The following is an 18,906-nucleotide window of genomic DNA, read 5'->3' as shown; positions in this document are numbered from 1 at the left end:
TACGAATGCCGCCCACGGAACCGTCGCTCGAGGGCACCTGTAAACTTCGCGCCGTCCCAGAGGCAGGCCTCCTCGAGTTCGTCGCCGCGGAGTACGCCGCACTCGCCGACGCTCATGGCGCGCGCAACGTCCTGGTATTGAAACGACAGCCGACCGGACTCGAGCGCGTCCGCGCCACACTGGCCGACGTCGAGCTTTCGGACGGCTCGCCGTCGTCCCCCCGCGTTGAGTCGGTGCCCGAACACGCCTCGAAGGTGATCGAGGCCCACGACCCGACCCTCGACCGACTCGAGTACGAAGAGCGGATCGAGCTCATTTCGCTCGTTATCGGTGGCGCGAGCCGGGAGGTTCCGACGTACCTCGAGAACGCGTCGGCTCACGAGAGCTTCGGCCGCGACGTCGGACAGCTCTTACTCGAGGCGACCCGCCAGCGAATCGGGCGCTCGGCGCTCGAGGCTGATGCCGATGGGGGCTCTGTCGAGGACCACGACCGCGATGGCGACGGCCCTATCGGCGTCGCTCGGGAGTGTCTGTCTTTCCTCTATGCGATGAACGACCGGTTCCACGAGGAACTGACGGAGCGCGGGTTCGTCGAACGGGCCGACGTGATCCCACGTGCTGTCGACCTGCTCGAGGCGAACGCCGACGGCCTCCGTGCGCGGGTCACGTCCGAGTTCGACGCCGTACTCGCCCTCGAGTTCGAGGAGTACCGCCGACTCGACCGACGGTACCTCGCGGCCCTCTCTGCGAACGCGGATCTCGTCTGTCTCGGTGAGCGACACGCGAGCGTCGAACGGACCCGCGTCGAGCCGGGTCGGATCGACGACCTCGTCGGTGACGGCCTGGCGGTCGAATATCACGACGGCCCCGACGGAACGGGCGACGTCGAGTCGAGGACCCCACCGCACGCTGCAGTCACGCGGTTTCTCGCCGCCGGCACGCCGCCGACTGACGTGGTGTCCGACCCAGCGGACGGCCCTGACGGGACGCGAACGGCCACCAGTGGTCGACGACCTTCCGGGACGGTCCGGACGATTAGCACACGGACCGCCCGTGAACAGGTGCGTGCGGTCGCGACCGAGGTCCAGTCGCTGTGTGAGCGCCACGGCTGGCGCTACGACGCTTTCGCGGTCGCTGTGCCGTCGATCGAACGGGTTCCCGAAACCCGACGGCGTCTGCGCGAGTCGGGGGTCCCGACAGCGACGATCGGGACTCCCTCGCTCGCCGAAGATCCGGCGGTCAACGAACTCTACGCCGTCGTCTCCCTCCAGTGTGTCCGAGCCCGTCGGCGACGCAGTTCCGACCGGCACGATCTCGAATCCGAATTCGGCGAGGACCGGACGGCCGCTATCGAACGGCTTCGCGCCAGGGTCCCGGCGTTTACGCCCGAGTTGCTCGAGGCGTGTGCCGACGCGAGCGTCTCTCGCTCGCTCGAGCGATGGATTCGACGAACGGATCTGAAAGGCCGCATCGCAGCAGCGGAACCGTGGGTCGACGCCCGCGAGCAGTTCGAAGGCATTCGACGGGTGCTCGAGATCGCTCGGTTCGTCGAGGAGACGGACCTCGTCGGCCCCGACTGGGAGGGACTGCGACGGATGCTCGAGCGGACGATCCGTTACGACGCACCCTACGTGCACGCAGTCGAGGCGAACCCGCCGACTGGTGGTGTTGCGGTCTGTCCGGTCGACGCACTCAAATACGACCGTCGACGTGCCGTCTTCGTCCTCGACCTGATCGACGAGGTCTACCCTGGCGAACAGTTTCTGACCCAACTGTTCCCGACAGCCTGGCTCCGCGACGTCTCGGCGTACCCTGCCGTCACGGATCCGGCTCCGGAGACCGTCGTCGAGACGTTCGCGCCGGCCGACGCCGACGCGGTCGGCGATCCGTTCGACGCCTACCACGCCCAGCGCGCCAGACGGCGGCTCGCAGTCGCCTCGAGAGCGGCGACCGACGTCTGTTACTTCTGCTCGTACGAGCGTGGCTCCGGGGGCCTCCGCCGGACACACGACGAGTCTCGGTATCTCGACCTGCTCAGGGCGACGCCTGGTCTCGAACTCGAGCCCGTCGATTCGGGGTCGGCGAGGATCTACGGCGAGGCGAACGCCCTCGAGACGATCCTCGACCAGCCACGCGCGGAGTTAACGCGAGTCCTCCGGGAGGCGAGTACGGGCGGCGACGCCGACCTCGCCGCGACCGAGGAACTGTTCGAGGAGATCGCGCTCGTTCTCGAAGCGGACGGCGTCGACGATGACCTCATCGAGGCGGTCCAGTCGCAGTTCGAGTTCGCTGCTGGTGAGGTGGTCCGCGGTGAGTGAGCCGACCGACGCGATCCCGATCGAGGCCGTCAGAACGTGGCTTCACTGCCCTCGGCGCTACGAGTTCGCACACGTCGACGCCCTCGAGCCCGAGCCAGACGGCGATCGAGATAGCCAGCAGGCACGCGTCGACGTTATTCGGCGGTCGATCTGTACGGCGCTGCGACGCGGCGAAGACGATGCCGACACGCTCTATGAGGCCGCGGTCGACCGACTGGCGACGCTCTGGGACGCTCACGACGAGCGATTCCACTCGAGGGCCCAGCGAACCCACGAGCGAACCGTCCTCGAGGCGACGCTACGGGCGTACATCGACGAGTTCGGGGCCGACCACGCAGCAGGTATCCGCCGGCTCGAGGCGGAGACCGACGGTGAGGTGATCGGCCCCGTACTCCCCCTGGCGCGGTCCGTCTCGCTTCCAGCGCCGGACGGATCGACCGCCGATGGGCCGACCGCCGACGACGAGTCGACCGCCCGCTCGCGGACGGTCCGTATCGATGCCACGGTCGACTACGTCTACGCCGACGGCTCGTCCATCGTCGGCGTCAGGTTCGTTCCGACGCTCGCTCCGCTCGGGTTGGTGCGATACCGATCGGACTGGGAGGGCGACGTCGAGCGCCTCTTCACCGATCACTTCGACACCGAGACCGACGCGTTCGATCCCGAACCGGTCGCAGCGCTGTTCGAGACGAGCGTCGTTCTCGAGGGCCTTCGACGCCTCTGTGATCGCCTCGGCCTCGAGCGACGAACCTGTCGGTATGTCCAGCTCCCGCTCGCAGACCGGACGGCGACCGCGGTCAACTGGATCCGTGGCACCGTCGAAACCTCCCTCGAGGTCGCAGACCTCACCGACGCCTACGTCGACCACCACACGTTCGGGATGACGCTCGAGCATCGAAACCGGAGCGTCGACGACCGGCTCGCTCGCGTGGTCGCGCGGCTTCTCGATGGCGGATACGCCCCGGCCGATCGCTGGCCCCAGATCGAACGGAACGCCTGTCCAGACTGTGAGTACGCCGTCTGCTGTCCCGAGTACATCGCCAGCGAGGTGCGATTCGATGGGTGACCGGTGGGACGGCGCGGCCCTCGAGCCGAAAGGCGACCAGCAGGCAGTCATCGACGAGCGGGCGTCCTGTCTCTCCGTCGACGCCGGAGCGGGGACGGGCAAGACGACGACGATGCTCCTCCGGATCGAGCGTGCTATCGACCGCGGCGAGGTCGACCCGGACGACGTGTTGGTATTGACGTTCGCCAACGAGGCCGCCGGGAGCATCCGTGAGGCGGTTTCCCGTCGACTCGAGCCCGAGGCGGCGGCCGCGATCGACGTCTACACCTACCACTCGTTCTGTCACCGGCTCGTTCGCGAGTACGCCTACCACCTCGGGTACTCGCCCGACTTCGAGATCGTCACCGACCGAAAACGCCGCCGGATCATCGGTCGACTGCTCGCGGAGACCGACTACGGCTTCGCGGCTCCCTTCGTAGAGAGCGAAGCGTCGACCGCCGACCTCGTCGATCGCGTCGATACGTTCGTTGCGACGATGAGCCGCGAAGACGTCTCGCCGGCGGACCTCCGTGCGGGACTGCCCGACGTTCGCACCCTCGAGCTCTGTACCGAGTTCGTCCTCTGGCTCGAGCGCCGGGCCGATGACCGGCTGTCGTTCGACGAGGAGGCGTTTCGGTACTTCAACCGGGAGGAACACCTCGAGACGGCCCGGGAATCGCTCGTCGAGTACGGCAAACTCGTCGAGTACTGCCGCGAAAAGATCGCCGAGTCGCCGGCCCCGTTCCGGGACGACGATGTCGTCCGCGACATCGACCGCTACTTCCGCGCGCTCCAGACGTGCGTGACGAAGACGATCGAGACGCTCTCGCTCGACGACCCGACGACGAAACACCTGCCGAGGGCGCTGTTCGGAAACCAAATTCATGGCACGGCAACGACGCGCATCGAACAGACGCCGCTCGGTCGTCTCAAACACCACGTCGAGTTCCTCCGGCTCGCCCGCCACTACGCCGACGTCTACGCTGACTACCACGCCCACCTCGAGGCCGAACGGGCGCTCGATTTCGACGAACTCGTGCGGACTGCGACGGCCCTCGTCGCCGGTGAGCCCGACCCAGCGGGGGTCGATCGGCCGACAGCCGAGCGGATCGCCGACGGACTCACCGCCGAATGGGACCAGGTGTACTGCGACGAATTTCAGGACACCGACGAGACGCAGTTCTCGCTCATCACCGCGCTGACCGACGGCCCCGACCGTCCCGAACTGCTCGCTATCGGTGACAAAGACCAGGCCATCTACGGCTGGCGAGGCACCGATCGAGAGGGCCTAGACCGGCTCGCGGACGTCTACGACGACCACGAAGCGCTCGCGCTCGAACTCAATTTCCGCTCGCGCCAGGAAATTCTCGACCTAACGAACCACTGCTACTACGACGGCCAGTCGACGAAGACCCTCCGCGAAGACGGGCGGACACCTGGCGAGTACTGGTGTGTCGACGAACCCGACGACCCCGACGGGCCGCCGGATCGCGTCGTCGTGGTCGAAAGCGACGACCTCGAGAGTGATCCGGCCGATCAGGTCGCCGCCACCGTCTCACGGCTACTCAACGGCGAAGCGACGAACGTTCCCAGACGTGACCTGGCCGACGTCGCCGTCATTGTCCGGACGAACCGTCACGCCCAGGCCGTCGCCGGGGCACTTCGTGACCGCCAGATTCCCTACGAGATCTCCGGCTCGCCACGGGGCACGGTCGCACCCGGGATCCAGACCCTGCTGTCGTACCTCCGCGCCCTCGTCGATCCGGACGCGGACGTCCACCTCCGTCGGGTACTCACCTACCGGTACCGCCTTCCTGCGGCCGATCTCCGGACGCTCCAGCGTCGAGATGGCTCGCTGTTCGAGGCCGTCTTCGACGTGAATCCGGAGACACTCGAACGCCCCAACAGACTCGAGACGGCGCGTACCCACCTCGAGATGCTGTCCGAACAACGGGACGTCTACCCGCTGTCGGGCTTCCTGCGTCGGTTTCGCGAGCTGACGCGACTCGAGTGGTTTCTCACCGGCGAGGAGCGGGCGGAACTCGACCGGCTGGATCGGTTCGTCGACGCTTACGGAGGCGACGACATCATCAGGCGGCTGACCGACGAGTTCGTCGACGCACTTGAGCGGCTGTTCGCCGGGAGCGGAAGCGACCGAACGCGGGGGACGCGCTCTGAGGACTGCGTCGACGTGATGACGGTCCATCAGGCGAAAGGCCTCGAGTTCGACACCGTACTCGTCCCGTATCTTTCGGATGAGGAGTGGTGTGTCGACCGCGACTACGCCGAACGTGCCCGGTACCGACTCCTCGCTGCGACGCTCGCCGAGGACGTGCAGTCGCCGCTGTGTGCCGACCTCGAAGCCGAATCGGTCGCCGAGGAGTGGCGCGTCCTCCACGTCGCGCTCACCCGCGCCGAAAACCACCTGTTCGTCTTCGGCTCGGCGTACGACTACGACGGCGAGGAGGGCGACCTCGCTGCCTCGAGTGCCGACGCCTGTCTCGCTCCCGAAGTCGAGTGGTCCGTGACCGGCCGTCGGATGGACCTCTGGGAGACGCTGCGGTCGAGTTTCGAGCGCGTCCGCGAAACCTACCCCCGAAGCGTCGCCGACCGGACCGACGAGATCGGCCGCTCGGCCGGGACCAGCCCTGGAACGATCACTTACTACGCCGGCTACGACGACCGCCCCATCGAACCGCTCGAGACGCGCGAGGCGATCGAGACCGTCCACCGACTGGGGCGGCTGCTCCGGACGGAAACGTTGCTTCCGGCAGCCGACGCGGCGGACGTCCGCGAACGCGTCGCCGACGTCGACGGTGACGTCCCGACAATCCGCGTCCCAAACGGACGGTCGCTCTCGGCGCTGTCTGCCGACACCGTCCGGTTCCCACTCACAGCCCTCACGAGTCGAACCGACCTGGAGGCTGCGATCTATCACAGCTACTCGGCGCTCGAGACCCACGAGACCTGTCCGCGAAAACACTACCTCGAGCACGTCGTCCGAGCGATCGACGACCCGGAACCGACCGGGGCAGGACGTCGGCGTCGGGCAGACGGACGCTCGAGCGCGCGAGTCGTCGGGACGGTTTTTCACGACGTCGCCGAGGAGGCGTTCTACCGGGAGTACCGGACCCGCGAGGAGTGGCGCGAGGCGGCCGTCCGTCAGCTGACGGCCCGGGGCCTCCTCGAGTCTCGTGACGAACTATTGGCCTGCGTCGATCGCTATTTCGAGGCTCACGCGCCGACCGTCGACTCCCCCATCGCCGAGTGGCCACAGCTGGCTGCGGAACTCCCGTTTTCGCTCGCGGACGTACCAGGGCTGGCGGGCGACGTCGTCGGCTACGTCGACTCGGTTCGTCGGTTGCCCACGAGCGACGCGGCAGCAGGCGAAGCTGGCGACGGACTGGTGGTCCTCGATTACAAGACGACCGCCGAGCGGATCGACCCCGAAGACGCCGTTCAGCTCGCCCTCTACGTGCGAGCCTGTAACGACCGGTTCGACGAACCGATCGTGGCCGCCGGCTACGTCTACGTGGGCGACGTCGACGGCCCAGGTGTCGAACTGTTCGATCCAGCCGAGTTACCCGCATGGGACGACGTCCGCGACGCCCTCGAGGCCGTCGACGATCCGTCCTATCAGGAGACGAGGCCGGGTGCCCACTGTCGGTTCTGTCCGCACCGCTCGCTTGGCTGTGCGCCTGCGGAGTATGGGCTCTCCGAGATCGATGCGCTCGAGGGCACCGGCGACGACTGATGCCTCGGGTACATCCACTGTCCTATACGATTTCTCGACGGTTTATGTGTCGTCGAACCAAGGGGCAGATATGACCGAGGCGACGCTGTGTTTTCCGCTCCGGGGGACCGACGGCGTGACTCCAGAGGAGGTACTGCTAATCGAGAAACGTCGCGGGCTCGGCGAAGGCTGGTACAACGGCCCAGGTGGCAAGCTCGAGGCCGAAGAGACCCCACGGGAGTGTGCAATTCGTGAGACGCGTGAGGAAGTCGGCCTCGAGGTCGACCCGGCGGCACTCGAGAAGGCAGCCGAACTGACGTTCCGGCTCGACGGTGACGTCCACACGGTCTGTCATGTCTATCGGGCCGACCGCTTCGAGGGTGAGCCCGTGACGACGCCCGAGGCACGCCCGGAGTGGTTCTCAGTCGAGGAGATCCCCTACGATCAAATGTGGGAGGACGACCGACTGTGGCTCCCCGGTGTCCTTTCTGGACGGACGGTCGTCGGCGAGTTCGCGTTCGAAGGTGGGCCCCCGCTAGACGAAGCCGACTTCGTCGATCACGATCTCGAGTGGGACGTCCCGATCACGGACGGCTCGACGACGCGATCTCGCGGGTGAAACGCCGTCTCGACGACCGAGCCGACACACCGTCTCTTCGATATTCGTGGGTGCAAACCATGCCGTCGGCCGTTTGTGACCCACCACGTTAGCCGTCGGCCGCGATACGCAACCGAACGACGACCAGGCTACCTTCGGGCGCAGCATCCTCCCCCTGAACTCGACGGTCTCTGTCCTCGATCCAGACCTCACCGCCGTACTGGTCGATCAGCGTCCTGACGAGATACAGGCCGAGTCCCGTCCCGGGGCTCTCGAGCCCCTTCTCGTCTTTCCCGAAGACGTCTTCCTTTCGGTCGTCGGGAATCCCCGGCCCGTCGTCGGCGATCCGGAGTTCGACCCACTCACGGTCGTCGTCGACGGCTGCCGATACCGCCACCCGTGGTCTCGACGAGTCGTTGTGGACGATTGCGTTCACGAGGAGGTTCTCGACGACCGACTCGAGCATCTCGTCGGCGATCACCGTCACGTCGGGAACTGGCCGCTCGAGATCGATCCGGGCGTCCCCGTAACGTGAACTGACGGAGTCCGCTTCAGACGACAACAGCGGCTCGAGCGGGATTTGCTCCGGACCATCGGTTCGCTCGAGCATCGTCTCGGTCAGATCGCGTGCGGTCTTGGTCAACTCGATCGCCTCTTCGGCGGCTTCGAGCACTTCCGAGACGTGGACTGCCACATCGGATAGCCCCTCTCGCTCGAGTCGATCCGCGAGCAACTGGGCCCGACCATGGACCACCTGTAGGTCGTTACGGACGTCGTGACGGACGACCTGATTGAGCAGATCGAGCCTGTCACGTTGGGTCTTAACCTCCGTTATGTCACGCGAATACCACAGCACGGCAATCTCCCCGGTTCCGGCGACCTCGAAAGGAATCTTCGTCGTCTCGAGAACGCGCGTGCTCCCGTCCGCTGCTGTCAGTTCCACATCCGAAACGTGTGTCGCCTCCATCGACTCGCCCACCGCCTCGTCGTCCGCCGAAAGCGAGGCCACGTCGGCTTCCGACGGGAGCACCTCGGCATCAGTGCGTCCGACGATCTCGTCGACCGGTCGTCCGTACACCGTCGCGACGGTTTCGTTCGCCAGCACGTACTCACCGTCGCGGTTCTTCGCGAAGATCAGGTCCGGAACCAGGTCGATGACCTGTCTGAGCTGGGTCCGTGCCAACTCGAGTTCGCGTTCGCGTGCTTTTCGCTCGCTGATGTCTCGGGTCGTACAGATGAGCTTGTCGCCGTCGAGCAGCGAGAGCGTGACCTCCTGCTGGACGGAACCGCCGTCACACTTCTGTGCGACGGTCTCACCTCGCCACTCGCCGTCGTCCACGAGTTGTGGAAACACTTCGTGCTCGAATCGCTCGATTTCTTCAGTATCGTATAACTGATGCCACGTGGTTCCAATGAGATCGTCGACGTCGTAGCCAAAGACGTCGGCGTGGGCCTGGTTCATGTAGACGTATTCGTCGCCATCGAGGATGGCGATCCCGTCCATCGACGCTTCCATCGCCGCCGACTGAAGTTCGAGATCCTGCTCGTAGCGCCGCCGCTCGAGTTCGCGGCCGACCCACTGGGCGAGCGCTTTGACAGTCGATTGCTGTACGCGACCGACGTGGGGCTGTCTTGGCTCCGAATCGGCGAAACAGACCGTCCCGAACACCTCATCATCGACGAGGACCCTCGCGCCGATGTAACAGCTGAGGCCGAACCTGTCGAACGCCGCATCAGCTCCCCACTCGGGGTCGGCCTCCGCGTCAGTTACCACGACCGGCTCATCCGCGTCGATAGTTCGCCGACAGTAGGTGCGCTCGAGTGGATCAGTCGCTCCCGTCTCGATCGTCTCGTGTTCACCCACTGCCGCGATAACCTCCTGTGTGCCGTCGTCGATCCGTGTGACGTATCCGATGGGAAGATCGAGCGACTCGGTGACGGTCTCGAGCAGGCGCTCGAGTTTGGACTCGATCGGTTGGTCCAGCCCGAACGCCGAATCGTGGAGTTGTGAGAGGGTCTCGGCGGATCGTTCGATCTCCGCTTCGAGCCGTTGGCGGTCGGTCACGTCTCGTTGGACCGCGACGAACTTCTCGACGGCACCGTCGTTGACGATCGGAGAGATCGTCTGGTGGGCGTAGTACCGCTCGCCGGACTGTCGCTCGTTGACGACCTCTTCTTCCCACACCTCCCCGTCTAGGATCGCATCCCAGAGTCGTTCGTAGTAGGTCTGGTCCTGCTCGCCGGATTTGAGGATCCGGGGGTTCTTACCGACCGCGTCATCGACATCGTAGCCGGTGATCCGCTCGAACGCGGCGTTGGCGTACTCGATCGTCCCGTCGATGTCGGTGATGAACACGGCGTCGGCAACGTGGTCGATCGCTGCCTCGGCAGTCGGCTGCGAGGAGTCACGTTCTCCGTGCGGTTGGACGCCGGCGACGAGTCGATGGGCGAGTAGTTCGTATTGCTGGCTGGTCGCCGGGAGCGCTTCGACTGTGTTCGTCGCCGCAGTGGGACGACTGTCGGATCCGGTCGTCGAAGACGCACTATTGACCCCGACGTCCTGATCCGTCCGCTGGCGGTCGTTTCCGACCGCTGTACGTCGGGGTTCCGTCTCGGGTTTTCGAACGTAGTCAGTTACGCCCGCTTCGAACGCCGCAGTGACGGTTACGCCCGCCTCTTCTCCAGCGAACACCACGGTGGGAACCGACGAATCCCGCTCTCTGACTCGCTCGAGGAAAGCCAGCGTCGGCGCGTCGCCCTCGCCTCGTTTCGAGTCGGGAAGTGGAGCCCCACAGAGAAGACAGTCAACCTCCTCGAGTGCCGGAAGTGCGTGCTCGGGACGTGTCACGGTCTGCACGTCGAACTCGGCGGCCTCGGTTTCTTCCTCGAGGTACCGACGAACCGGCTCGAGTGCGGACTCCTCGTCGACGTACAGCACACGAAGCGACGCCATTCGTCTCTAGCTGATCGTGAATTACCTATTCAACCTGAACGTTTTTCTCGCGACACAGGAAGGGACCGGTCGTTTATATTCGGCTAAGTCGACCCGTTCGCCCGCTGCCAGAGATAGCACGACAGAAGCGATCGAACTCCACCTCGAGTACGAGCATGCGTTCGATGGGCGGGCGTCGATCAGGCGGTCACCGAGACGCGAGCCGTTCACAATCGAACGTATCGCTTCACTCTCGGCTTAGGGCGTTAAGACGACCTTACCCGAGCTCTTCCGATCCTCGATGTACTGGTGTGCCTCGGCTGCGTCCTCGAGCGCGAACGACTCGCCGAGGACGACCTCGAGGTCACCGCTCGTCAGTCCCTGGGTGAGTTCGGGGACAGCCTTCATGATCTTGCTCGGGTCGTGGGAGGCGGCCTGTCCGAGGTGGAACCCTGTGACGGTCTTGTTCTCGAAGAGCAGCCGCTGATTTTCGGCCGAGGCAGGGACGCCGCTCGCGACGCCGAAGGTAACCATCCGGCCGAAGTGTTTCATGGCGTCGAGGCTGCGGTCGAAGACGTCGTCACCGACGCTCTCCAAAACGAGGTCGACGCCCTCGGCGTCAGTCTCCGCCTCGACGACCTCACGGAAGTCCGTCTCGGTGTAGTTGATCGGGTGGTCACAGCCCAGGTCGGCCGCGAGCTCGAGTTTCTCCTCGGTACTCGCGGTGCCGAAGACCTCCGCGCCGGCGTTCGACGCGAGCTGGACGGCCGCGGTTCCAACGCCACCCGCGGCGGCCTGGATGAGGACCGTCTCGTCTTCCTCGAGGCCACCCCACTCGAACAGACAGGAGTGAGCCGTGAGGAACTGGACGGGGAAGCCGGCGGCTTCCTCGAAGCTCATCCCCTCGGGAATGGGAAAGAGCATCTGCGCGTTGGCGGTGGCATACTCGGCGTATCCGCCGGTGTTCAGCATCGCGACGACGCGGTCGCCTTCCTCGAGGCCGACGCCCTCGCCGGTCGCATCGATCGTCCCAGCTGCCTCCATGCCCGGGACGTACGGAGCGTCGGGTCCGCCGGGGTACAGGCCGCGGCGTTGCATGATGTCCGCGAAGTTGATCCCTGCTGCCTCGACGTCGATCCGGACTTCGCCGGGGCCCGGCTCGGGGACGTCGGTCTCGACGGGCTCGAGTTCGTCACTGGTTCCGTATTCTGTTACCTCGATGGCGCGCATGTCCTACCAGTTGTAAGCGAACGTCATAAGTGTGTGAGAACAGGAAGGAATCGGTCCAGGGTTGTTTCGGTCGCGTGGTCGCCACGCCCCTGTGGGCCGTCGCTTCACGCTCTCGTTGACGGTTCCGATACGCTCCAGTGAGCGTCCCTGACACGGCTGTATGGAATGGACGACGGGCAGCGGCGGCCTTCGTATGGTTTAAGGGTGCGCTGACTGAGTGTCGAAGCAATGAGCGACGAGAGTCAAGAACTCGGGATCACCGAGTCGAAATCGCACAAACCCGGCGAGTGGTACGCCGAGGTCGTCCAGAAGGCGGGACTTGCGGACTACGCGCCGATGGGCGGATTCATCGTCACCAAACCCCGCGGGTACGCCCTCTGGGAGCGCATTCAGGACGCCCTCGACGGCTGGTTCAAACAGACCGGTGTCGACAACGTCTACTTCCCGATGTTCATCCCCGAGAGTTTCTTAGAGCGCGAGAAAGACATCGTCGAGGGGTTCGACCCCGAGGTCGCCTGGGTGACCCACGGTGGCCACAACGAACTCGACGAGCGCCTCGCTGTCCGACCGACCAGCGAGTCGATCATCGCGCCGTTTATGGCCGACTGGACCCGCAGCCACCGTGATCTGCCGTTACGGATCAATCAGTGGTGTTCCGTGGTCCGGTGGGAAGCGACCGAGACGAAGCCGTTCTTCCGAACGAAGGAGTTCATGTGGCAAGAGGGCCACACCGCCCACGCGACGGACGGAGAAGCCTGGGAGGAGGTCTGGACTCGCCTCGACCAGTACGCCCGCGTCTACGAGGAGGTGCTCGCGATACCGGTCTTGCGCGGTAAGAAACCCGAACACGATAAGTTCCCCGGCGCTGATACGACGACGACCGTCGAGGCGCTCATGCCCGACGGCAAGTCCGTCCAGGGTGGGACGAGCCACCATCTCGGCCAGTCGTTCGCGGAGGCGTTCGACATCACCTTCGCCGACGAAGACGAAGAGGAACAGACCGCCTACACGACCTCGTGGGGTCTGTCCTGGCGCGCACTGGGGGCGCTCATCATGACTCACTCCGACGATCAGGGTCTCGTCCTCCCGCCAACGATCGCACCCACGCAGATCGCTATCGTCCCGATCTGGCAGGAAGACACCATGGACGCCGTCCTCGAGTACTCCGAAGCCATCGCCGACGATCTCGAGGCGGCCGGTTTCCGCGTCGAACTCGACGACCGCGACGAGCGCAACCCCGGCTTCAAGTTCAACGAACACGAGTTGAACGGCGTTCCCCTCCGCCTCGAAATCGGCCCGAACGAGGTCGACGACGGGGAGGTCACGCTCGTCCACCGTCCGGACAACGAGCAGTCCGTCGCCGACCGTGACGAGATCGTCGACGCCGTCGACGAACACCTCGAGACGGTCTTCACCAAACTGTACGACACCGCCGCGGAGAACCTCGAAGAGAACGTCCGGACGGCCGACACCCCCGAGGAGATCATGGGGACGATCGGCAAACACGGTGGCTACGTGAAGGTGCCGTGGTGTGGCGATTCGACCGAAGAGGACGATATCAAAGAGAAGGTCTCCGCCGAGATCGTCATGCAACCGGTAGTCGACAAGGGCGGCCGAAGTGCTGGCGAACCCGAACGGCCGCCTGAGGGGACCGAGTGTGTGTTCTGTGGCGAGCCGGCCGACCAGTACGCCTACTTCGCGAAGTCGTACTGACGAGTCCGGACACTCGAGGCGACTCCCTCGAGTCCATGTGAGATGCTGGGCCGACGAAACGGTTCTCGAGCCCGTTCGACGGTTTTGTTTGCTGTGACGTGTCGACACTGTGTCGTAAGCTGTCGCTGCCGTCGACCGGTGAGCCATTCGTACCGTCGACAGGCGAACCACCATTGCCGTCGATAGGCAAGCCGTCGCTATCGCCGACGGACGACTCACCGCTGTCGCCGGTCCGCCACTCGTCTTCCCGCCCTGCCCCGGCCGCCCCTGCCATTGAATCTCTCTCAAACCTAATTCTTTAACCCAAGAGTGCTTACCACTGGATCCGTCATCTATGTCTGTGGTGTTCACTCTGCCGGGGTGGGCACTACGTGCCTCTGACACTTTCCGTGCAACCGAAACTGTCCAGTAGCCACTCCATCGGGTCATGATTCGTTCACTGACCGGATGCTGTGTATGCTATCGGCACACATATTGTCGCCCACTCAGTTCATAAGCTCGTTGACTGGGCCATAATCGGGTATACCGCTGGGAGTCTACTTCGACGAGCGCCGCCCGGCTCGAACTCGAATACTGGTGCCGAACCCGATCCCGTACTGGTGTCTAAACATGCCCATACACCTTATACACAACTATATGAGCTAATAATACACTTAGTCATTATGGGCCAGCCTCATATAGGAGATACCACAAGTGGTGTATATGTCACAGCCACACAGAGCGCCATCGGCCGACCGTTCGCGGGGTCTCGCTGACCTCGAGGACGAACGGTCGAACTGTGGCGTCGGCGTCGTCATGGACCTCGAGGGCGGTCGAGGTCACGACGTCGTCGCCGACGGACTCGAACTACTGGTAAACCTGGAACATCGCGGCACGACCGGGGCTGAGAAAAACACCGGAGATGGGGCCGGGATCATGCTCCAGCTCCCCCACGAGTTCTTCGCCGATGTTCTCGAGACCGACCTGCCGGAGACCTACGCCGTCGGTTCTATTTTCTTCCCACAGGACGACACTGTGCGTGCAGAACTCGTCTCACTCGCGGAGGACACATTCGAAAGCTACGACCTCGACGTCCTCGAGTGGCGCGACGTCCCGACGAGCAACGACGACCTCGGAGAGACGGCCCTCGAGTCCGAACCCGACGTCTGGCAAGTCGTTGTCACACCGCAGGACGACGTCACTGGTGACGCGTTCGACCGCCGACTCTACGTCGCCCGCCGAGCGCTCGAAAACGCCGTCGAGCAACGTGCTCGGCGAGCCTCAGCTCGCGACGCTCACGGAGACGCCGTTGAAAACGCCACCGCCGACGGTGCCGACCGATTCTACGTCTGCTCACTCGACTCGAAAACGCTGGTGTATAAAGGGTTGCTCAAAGGCGAGCAGGTGCCCGCGTACTACCCGGATCTCACCGACGAGCGACTGCAGTCGAATTTCGTCATGGTTCACGAGCGGTTCTCGACGAACACGCTCGGTGCCTGGCATCTCGCTCATCCCTACCGGAACATCGTCCACAACGGCGAGTTCAACACTATCCAGGGTAACGTCAACTGGATGCGCGCCCGAGAGACCGACATCGAGAGCGACGTACTCGAGGACCTCGAGGCAGTCAAGCCGATCATCGACGACCCCGACCAGTCCGACACCGCAAGCGTCGACAACGCCCTCGAGTTGCTCATGCAGGACGGCCGAGATCTGGCGCACGCGCTACGGATGCTCGTCCCGGAGGCCTGGCGCGGCGACGAATCGATGGACGAAGGTCGCAGAGAGTGGTACGACTTCCACGCTTCGCTGGTCGAGCCGTGGGACGGACCCGCCCTCGTCGCGGCGACCGACGGCGAGCGCGTCGGCGCGGTGCTTGACCGCAACGGGCTGCGCCCGTGTCGGTACGACGTCACGACGGACAACCGTCTGATCGTGGCCAGCGAGGCCGGGGCGCTCGACATAGATCCCGAAGAGATCGAAGAGCGTGGGCGGCTTCAGCCAGGTCAGCTCTTCCTCGCCGATCCGGAAGAAGGCCGCGTCATCCCCGACGACGAAGTGTTCGACGACCTCACCGACGACCGCTATGGGGAGTGGATCGACGACCAACAGGTTCATCTCGACGACGTGCTGACGACAGCAGACAGCACGCCACGGAAGCCGGTTTCGTCGCTTCGCAACCATCAGGCTGCGTTCGGATACACGCACGACGAACTCGAGAACATGATCGAGCCGATGACCCAGAAGGGCAAGGACCCCGTCGGCTCGATGGGCGACGACACGCCGCTGTCGGTGTTAACCGAGTACAACCGGCCGCTGTTTTCGTACTTCAAACAGCTGTTCGCCCAGGTGACGAACCCGCCGCTCGATTACATCCGCGAGGAACTCGTGACGAGTCTCGAGTCCCGACTCGGCTTCCAGCGGAACTTACTCGACGAGTCGCCAGCACACGCCCGACAGCTCGTTCTCGACTCGCCGATCCTCACGGACGCCGAACTCGAGGCGATCCGGGACAGCGACGCCAACGGTATGACTGCCGCAACCGTCGACGTCACCTACGAGCCGACGAGCGAGGAGCCGGGGCCGGATCTCGAGGCCGCGATCGAACGCGTCCGCGAGGACGTCGTCGAAGCGATCGACGAAGACGGACACGAAATCATCGTCCTCTCGGACCGGCGTGTCGGTGTCGACCGCGTTGCGATCCCAAGTCTGCTCGCGACCGGTGCCGTCCACCACCACCTCGTCCGTAACGGCCTCCGAAATCACGTCGGGCTCGTCGTCGAGTCCGCCGACCCCCGGACCGTCCACCATTTTGCCACGCTGGTCGGCTACGGCGCGGGCGCGGTCAACCCGTATCTCGCCTACCAGACGATCGAGGACCTGACCGCCGGCCCACAGGGGGCCGACACCGAAGTGGCGATCGACGCTTACGTCGGGGCGGTCGAGGACGGCCTCCTCAAAATCATGGCCAAGATGGGCATCTCGACGGTCGAGAGCTACCAGGGCGCCCAGATTTTCGAGGCCGTCGGCCTCGACTCGGGGCTCGTCGCCGACTACTTCGAGGGCACCGAGAACCGAACCGAGGGGATCGGCCTCGCGGAACTCGAGTCCGACCTCCGCGAACGTCACGCCGTCGCGTTCGAGACCGACGAGGAGTCGACGCTCGAGCGCTCCGGCGAGTTCAATCACCGCAAGCAGGGGATCCACCACCAGTGGAACCCCGAAACCGTCGGCACGCTCCAGCAGGCCGTCCGCTCGGGCGATTACGAGCGCTACCAGGAGTTCGCCGAACTGGTCAACGACCAGCAGGAGACGCTCCAGACGCTGCGTGGACTGCTCGAGTTCGACTCCGACCGCGAGTCGATCCCGATAGAGGAGGTCGAACCGATCGAAGAGATCGTCAGACGGTTCTCGACTGCGGCGATGTCGCTCGGCTCGCTGTCGCCGGAGGCCCACGAGAACAACTCGATCGCGATGAACCGTATCGGCGGGAAGTCGAACTCCGGCGAGGGTGGCGAGCCGCCGGAACGGTTCGGGACCGAACGGGAGTGTACCGTCAAGCAGGTCGCGTCGGGCCGGTTCGGCGTTACCTCGACGTATCTTTCGTCGGCCGACGAACTCCAGATCAAGATGGCTCAGGGCAGCAAGCCGGGCGAAGGCGGTCACCTCCCCGGCGAGAAGGTCAACGAGATGATCGCTCACGTCCGCAAGTCGACGCCAGGCGTCGGGCTCATCTCGCCGCCGCCGTTGCACGATATCTACTCGATCGAAGACCTGAAACAGCTGATCTTCGACCTCAAAACGGCAAACGAAGACGCCGACATCAACGTCAAGCTCGTTTCCGAAGCGGGCATCGGCACCATCGCCGCCGGCGTCGCGAAGGCGAACGCCGACGTCGTCCACATCTCCGGTCACTCAGGCGGGACGGGCGCGTCACCACGGACGTCGATCAAACACGCGGGCCTGCCGTGGGAACTCGGGCTGGCCGAAGCCAACCAGATGCTGTGTGCGACGGGGCTGCGCGACCGCATCCGCGTCTCCACCGACGGCGGACTGATGACCGGTCGTGACGTCGCCGTCGCCGCCCTCCTCGGCGCGGAGGAGTACATCTTCGGCACCTCGAGTCTGGTCGCCGAGGGCTGTGTGATGGCCCGGCAGTGTCACAACAACACGTGTCCGGTCGGCATCGCGACCCAGCGTGGCGATCTGCGCAAGCGCTTCCCCGGCGAACCCGAGAACGTCATCAACTACATGACGTTCATCGCCCAGGAGCTGCGCGAGATCATGGCCGAACTCGGCTTCGCGACGGTCGACGAGATGGTCGGCGCGGTCGACGTCCTCGCCCAGCGCCAGGACGTCGAGCACCCGAAAGCCCGCACCCTCGACCTCTCGGCAGTGCTCGCGACTCCTGAAGGTGACGTTCGCCGGAAGATCCGCGACCAAGACCACGGCCTCGAGAACCAACTCGACCGCGATCTGATCGAGGCCGCCCCCGAGGCGATCGACGAGAAGACGCCCGTCGCGCTGGCCGCAGACGTGACCAACGTCGACCGTACGGTCGGCGCGATGCTCTCGAACCGGATCACCAGTCGCTACGGCGAAACCGGCCTCCCCGAAGATACGATCACGGTCGACCTCGAGGGGACAGCCGGCCAGAGCTTCGGCGCGTTCCTCGCAAGCGGCGTCTCCCTCCACCTCGAGGGCAGCGCCAACGACTACGTGGGGAAGGGACTCTCGGGTGGTAAGATCACCGTTAGAACGCCCGAATCGGCCGGTTACGAGCCGACGGAGAACGTCGCCATCGGCAACGTCGCGCTGTACGGTTCGACGGGCGGCCAGCTGTACGTCAACGGTGTCACGGGCGAACGCTTCGCCGTCCGCAACTCCGGCGCGAAGGCCGTCGTCGAGGGCGTTGGCGACCACGGCTGTGAGTACATGACCGGCGGCGTCGTCGCCGTCCTCGGCGAGACCGGGAAGAACTTCGCCGCGGGGATGTCCGGCGGCGTCGCCTACGTCTTCGACCCCGACGAGACGTTCGAAGACCGCGCGAACACCGAGATGGTCTCGCTCCACGACGACCTAGAGGACGAAGACGAGGCAATGCTCCGACGACTCGTCGAGAACCACGTCGCCTACACCGGCTCCGAACGCGGCCGCGACCTGCTCGAGAACTGGGAAGCAACGCTCGAGTCGTTCGTGAAGGTGATGCCCGAGGCCTACCACGCGGCCATCACCGAGCAGGGCAGCGACGACGTCCGCAGCGAACTGCCCGAGGCACCCGGCGGCGACGCCGAGGCCGATTCCGTCGGGTTCGCCGCGAGCGACGACTGAGCGGGGCTACTGTCGTCGGTTTTCGAC

General features: G+C 64.9%; 8 protein-coding genes. 6 read left to right on the top strand and 2 right to left on the bottom strand.

Annotation, left to right across the window (positions count from 1 at the left end):
• Nucleotides 1-5 precede the first annotated feature (5 nt).
• The 4 genes from AArc1_RS11555 (at nt 6) to AArc1_RS11540 (ending at nt 7,715) form a co-directional block, all read left to right on the top strand.
• Nucleotides 6-2,318 (top strand): PD-(D/E)XK nuclease family protein, encoded by a 2,313-nt coding sequence (locus AArc1_RS11555; protein ID WP_117364514.1) that lies wholly within the window; start codon nt 6-8, stop codon nt 2,316-2,318.
• A complete protein-coding gene (locus AArc1_RS11550) occupies nt 2,311-3,384 on the top strand; it encodes a PD-(D/E)XK nuclease family protein (RefSeq protein ID WP_117364513.1) in 1,074 nt (357 codons plus the stop codon). Before AArc1_RS11555 ends, AArc1_RS11550 begins: the two co-directional genes overlap by 8 nt.
• Nucleotides 3,377-7,117, top strand: a complete 3,741-nt coding sequence (locus AArc1_RS11545) for a UvrD-helicase domain-containing protein (RefSeq protein ID WP_117364512.1) — start codon at nt 3,377-3,379, stop codon at nt 7,115-7,117. Before AArc1_RS11550 ends, AArc1_RS11545 begins: the two co-directional genes overlap by 8 nt.
• Before the next feature lie 70 nt (nt 7,118-7,187).
• A complete protein-coding gene (locus AArc1_RS11540; RefSeq protein ID WP_117364511.1) occupies nt 7,188-7,715 on the top strand; it encodes an 8-oxo-dGTP diphosphatase in 528 nt (175 codons plus the stop codon).
• Nucleotides 7,716-7,803: 88 nt separating this feature from the next.
• On the opposite strand, the gene AArc1_RS11535 is transcribed toward AArc1_RS11540, so the two are convergent.
• Complete coding sequence (locus AArc1_RS11535) at nt 7,804-10,647, bottom strand: PAS domain-containing protein (RefSeq protein ID WP_117364510.1); 2,844 nt, start codon at nt 10,645-10,647, stop codon at nt 7,804-7,806.
• Between the two features lie 237 nt (nt 10,648-10,884).
• A complete protein-coding gene (locus AArc1_RS11530) occupies nt 10,885-11,856 on the bottom strand; it encodes a quinone oxidoreductase family protein (protein ID WP_117364509.1) in 972 nt (323 codons plus the stop codon).
• Between the two features lie 228 nt (nt 11,857-12,084).
• Here AArc1_RS11530 and proS point away from each other — a divergent pair, with 228 nt between their 5' ends.
• Together proS and gltB are read left to right on the top strand one after the other, a co-directional pair.
• Nucleotides 12,085-13,569, top strand: coding sequence for a proline--tRNA ligase (gene proS / locus AArc1_RS11525; protein ID WP_117364508.1), 1,485 nt, complete (start codon nt 12,085-12,087; stop codon nt 13,567-13,569).
• A 702-nt stretch (nt 13,570-14,271) separates the two neighbouring features.
• Nucleotides 14,272-18,879, top strand: coding sequence for a glutamate synthase large subunit (gene gltB / locus AArc1_RS11520; RefSeq protein WP_117364507.1), 4,608 nt, complete (start codon nt 14,272-14,274; stop codon nt 18,877-18,879).
• Nucleotides 18,880-18,906 lie beyond the last annotated feature (27 nt).

The sequence above is a fragment of the Natrarchaeobaculum sulfurireducens genome, from assembly GCF_003430825.1.
GTDB lineage: Archaea > Halobacteriota > Halobacteria > Halobacteriales > Natrialbaceae > Natrarchaeobaculum > Natrarchaeobaculum sulfurireducens.
The sequence above is the reverse complement of the archived record's forward strand: the minus strand, read 5'-3'. Positions and strand labels throughout refer to the sequence as shown.

What these genes read in the sequence shown, in the direction of transcription:
- AArc1_RS11555 (WP_117364514.1), top strand. Translation starts at nt 6, where the DNA reads ATGCCGCCCACGGAACCGTCGCTCGAGGGCACCTGTAAACTTCGCGCC.
- AArc1_RS11545 (WP_117364512.1), top strand. Translation starts at nt 3,377, where the DNA reads ATGGGTGACCGGTGGGACGGCGCGGCCCTCGAGCCGAAAGGCGACCAG.
- AArc1_RS11540 (WP_117364511.1), top strand. Translation starts at nt 7,188, where the DNA reads ATGACCGAGGCGACGCTGTGTTTTCCGCTCCGGGGGACCGACGGCGTG.
- AArc1_RS11535 (WP_117364510.1), bottom strand. Translation starts at nt 10,647, where the DNA reads ATGGCGTCGCTTCGTGTGCTGTACGTCGACGAGGAGTCCGCACTCGAG.
- AArc1_RS11530 (WP_117364509.1), bottom strand. Translation starts at nt 11,856, where the DNA reads ATGCGCGCCATCGAGGTAACAGAATACGGAACCAGTGACGAACTCGAG.
- proS (WP_117364508.1), top strand. Translation starts at nt 12,085, where the DNA reads ATGAGCGACGAGAGTCAAGAACTCGGGATCACCGAGTCGAAATCGCAC.
- gltB (WP_117364507.1), top strand. Translation starts at nt 14,272, where the DNA reads ATGTCACAGCCACACAGAGCGCCATCGGCCGACCGTTCGCGGGGTCTC.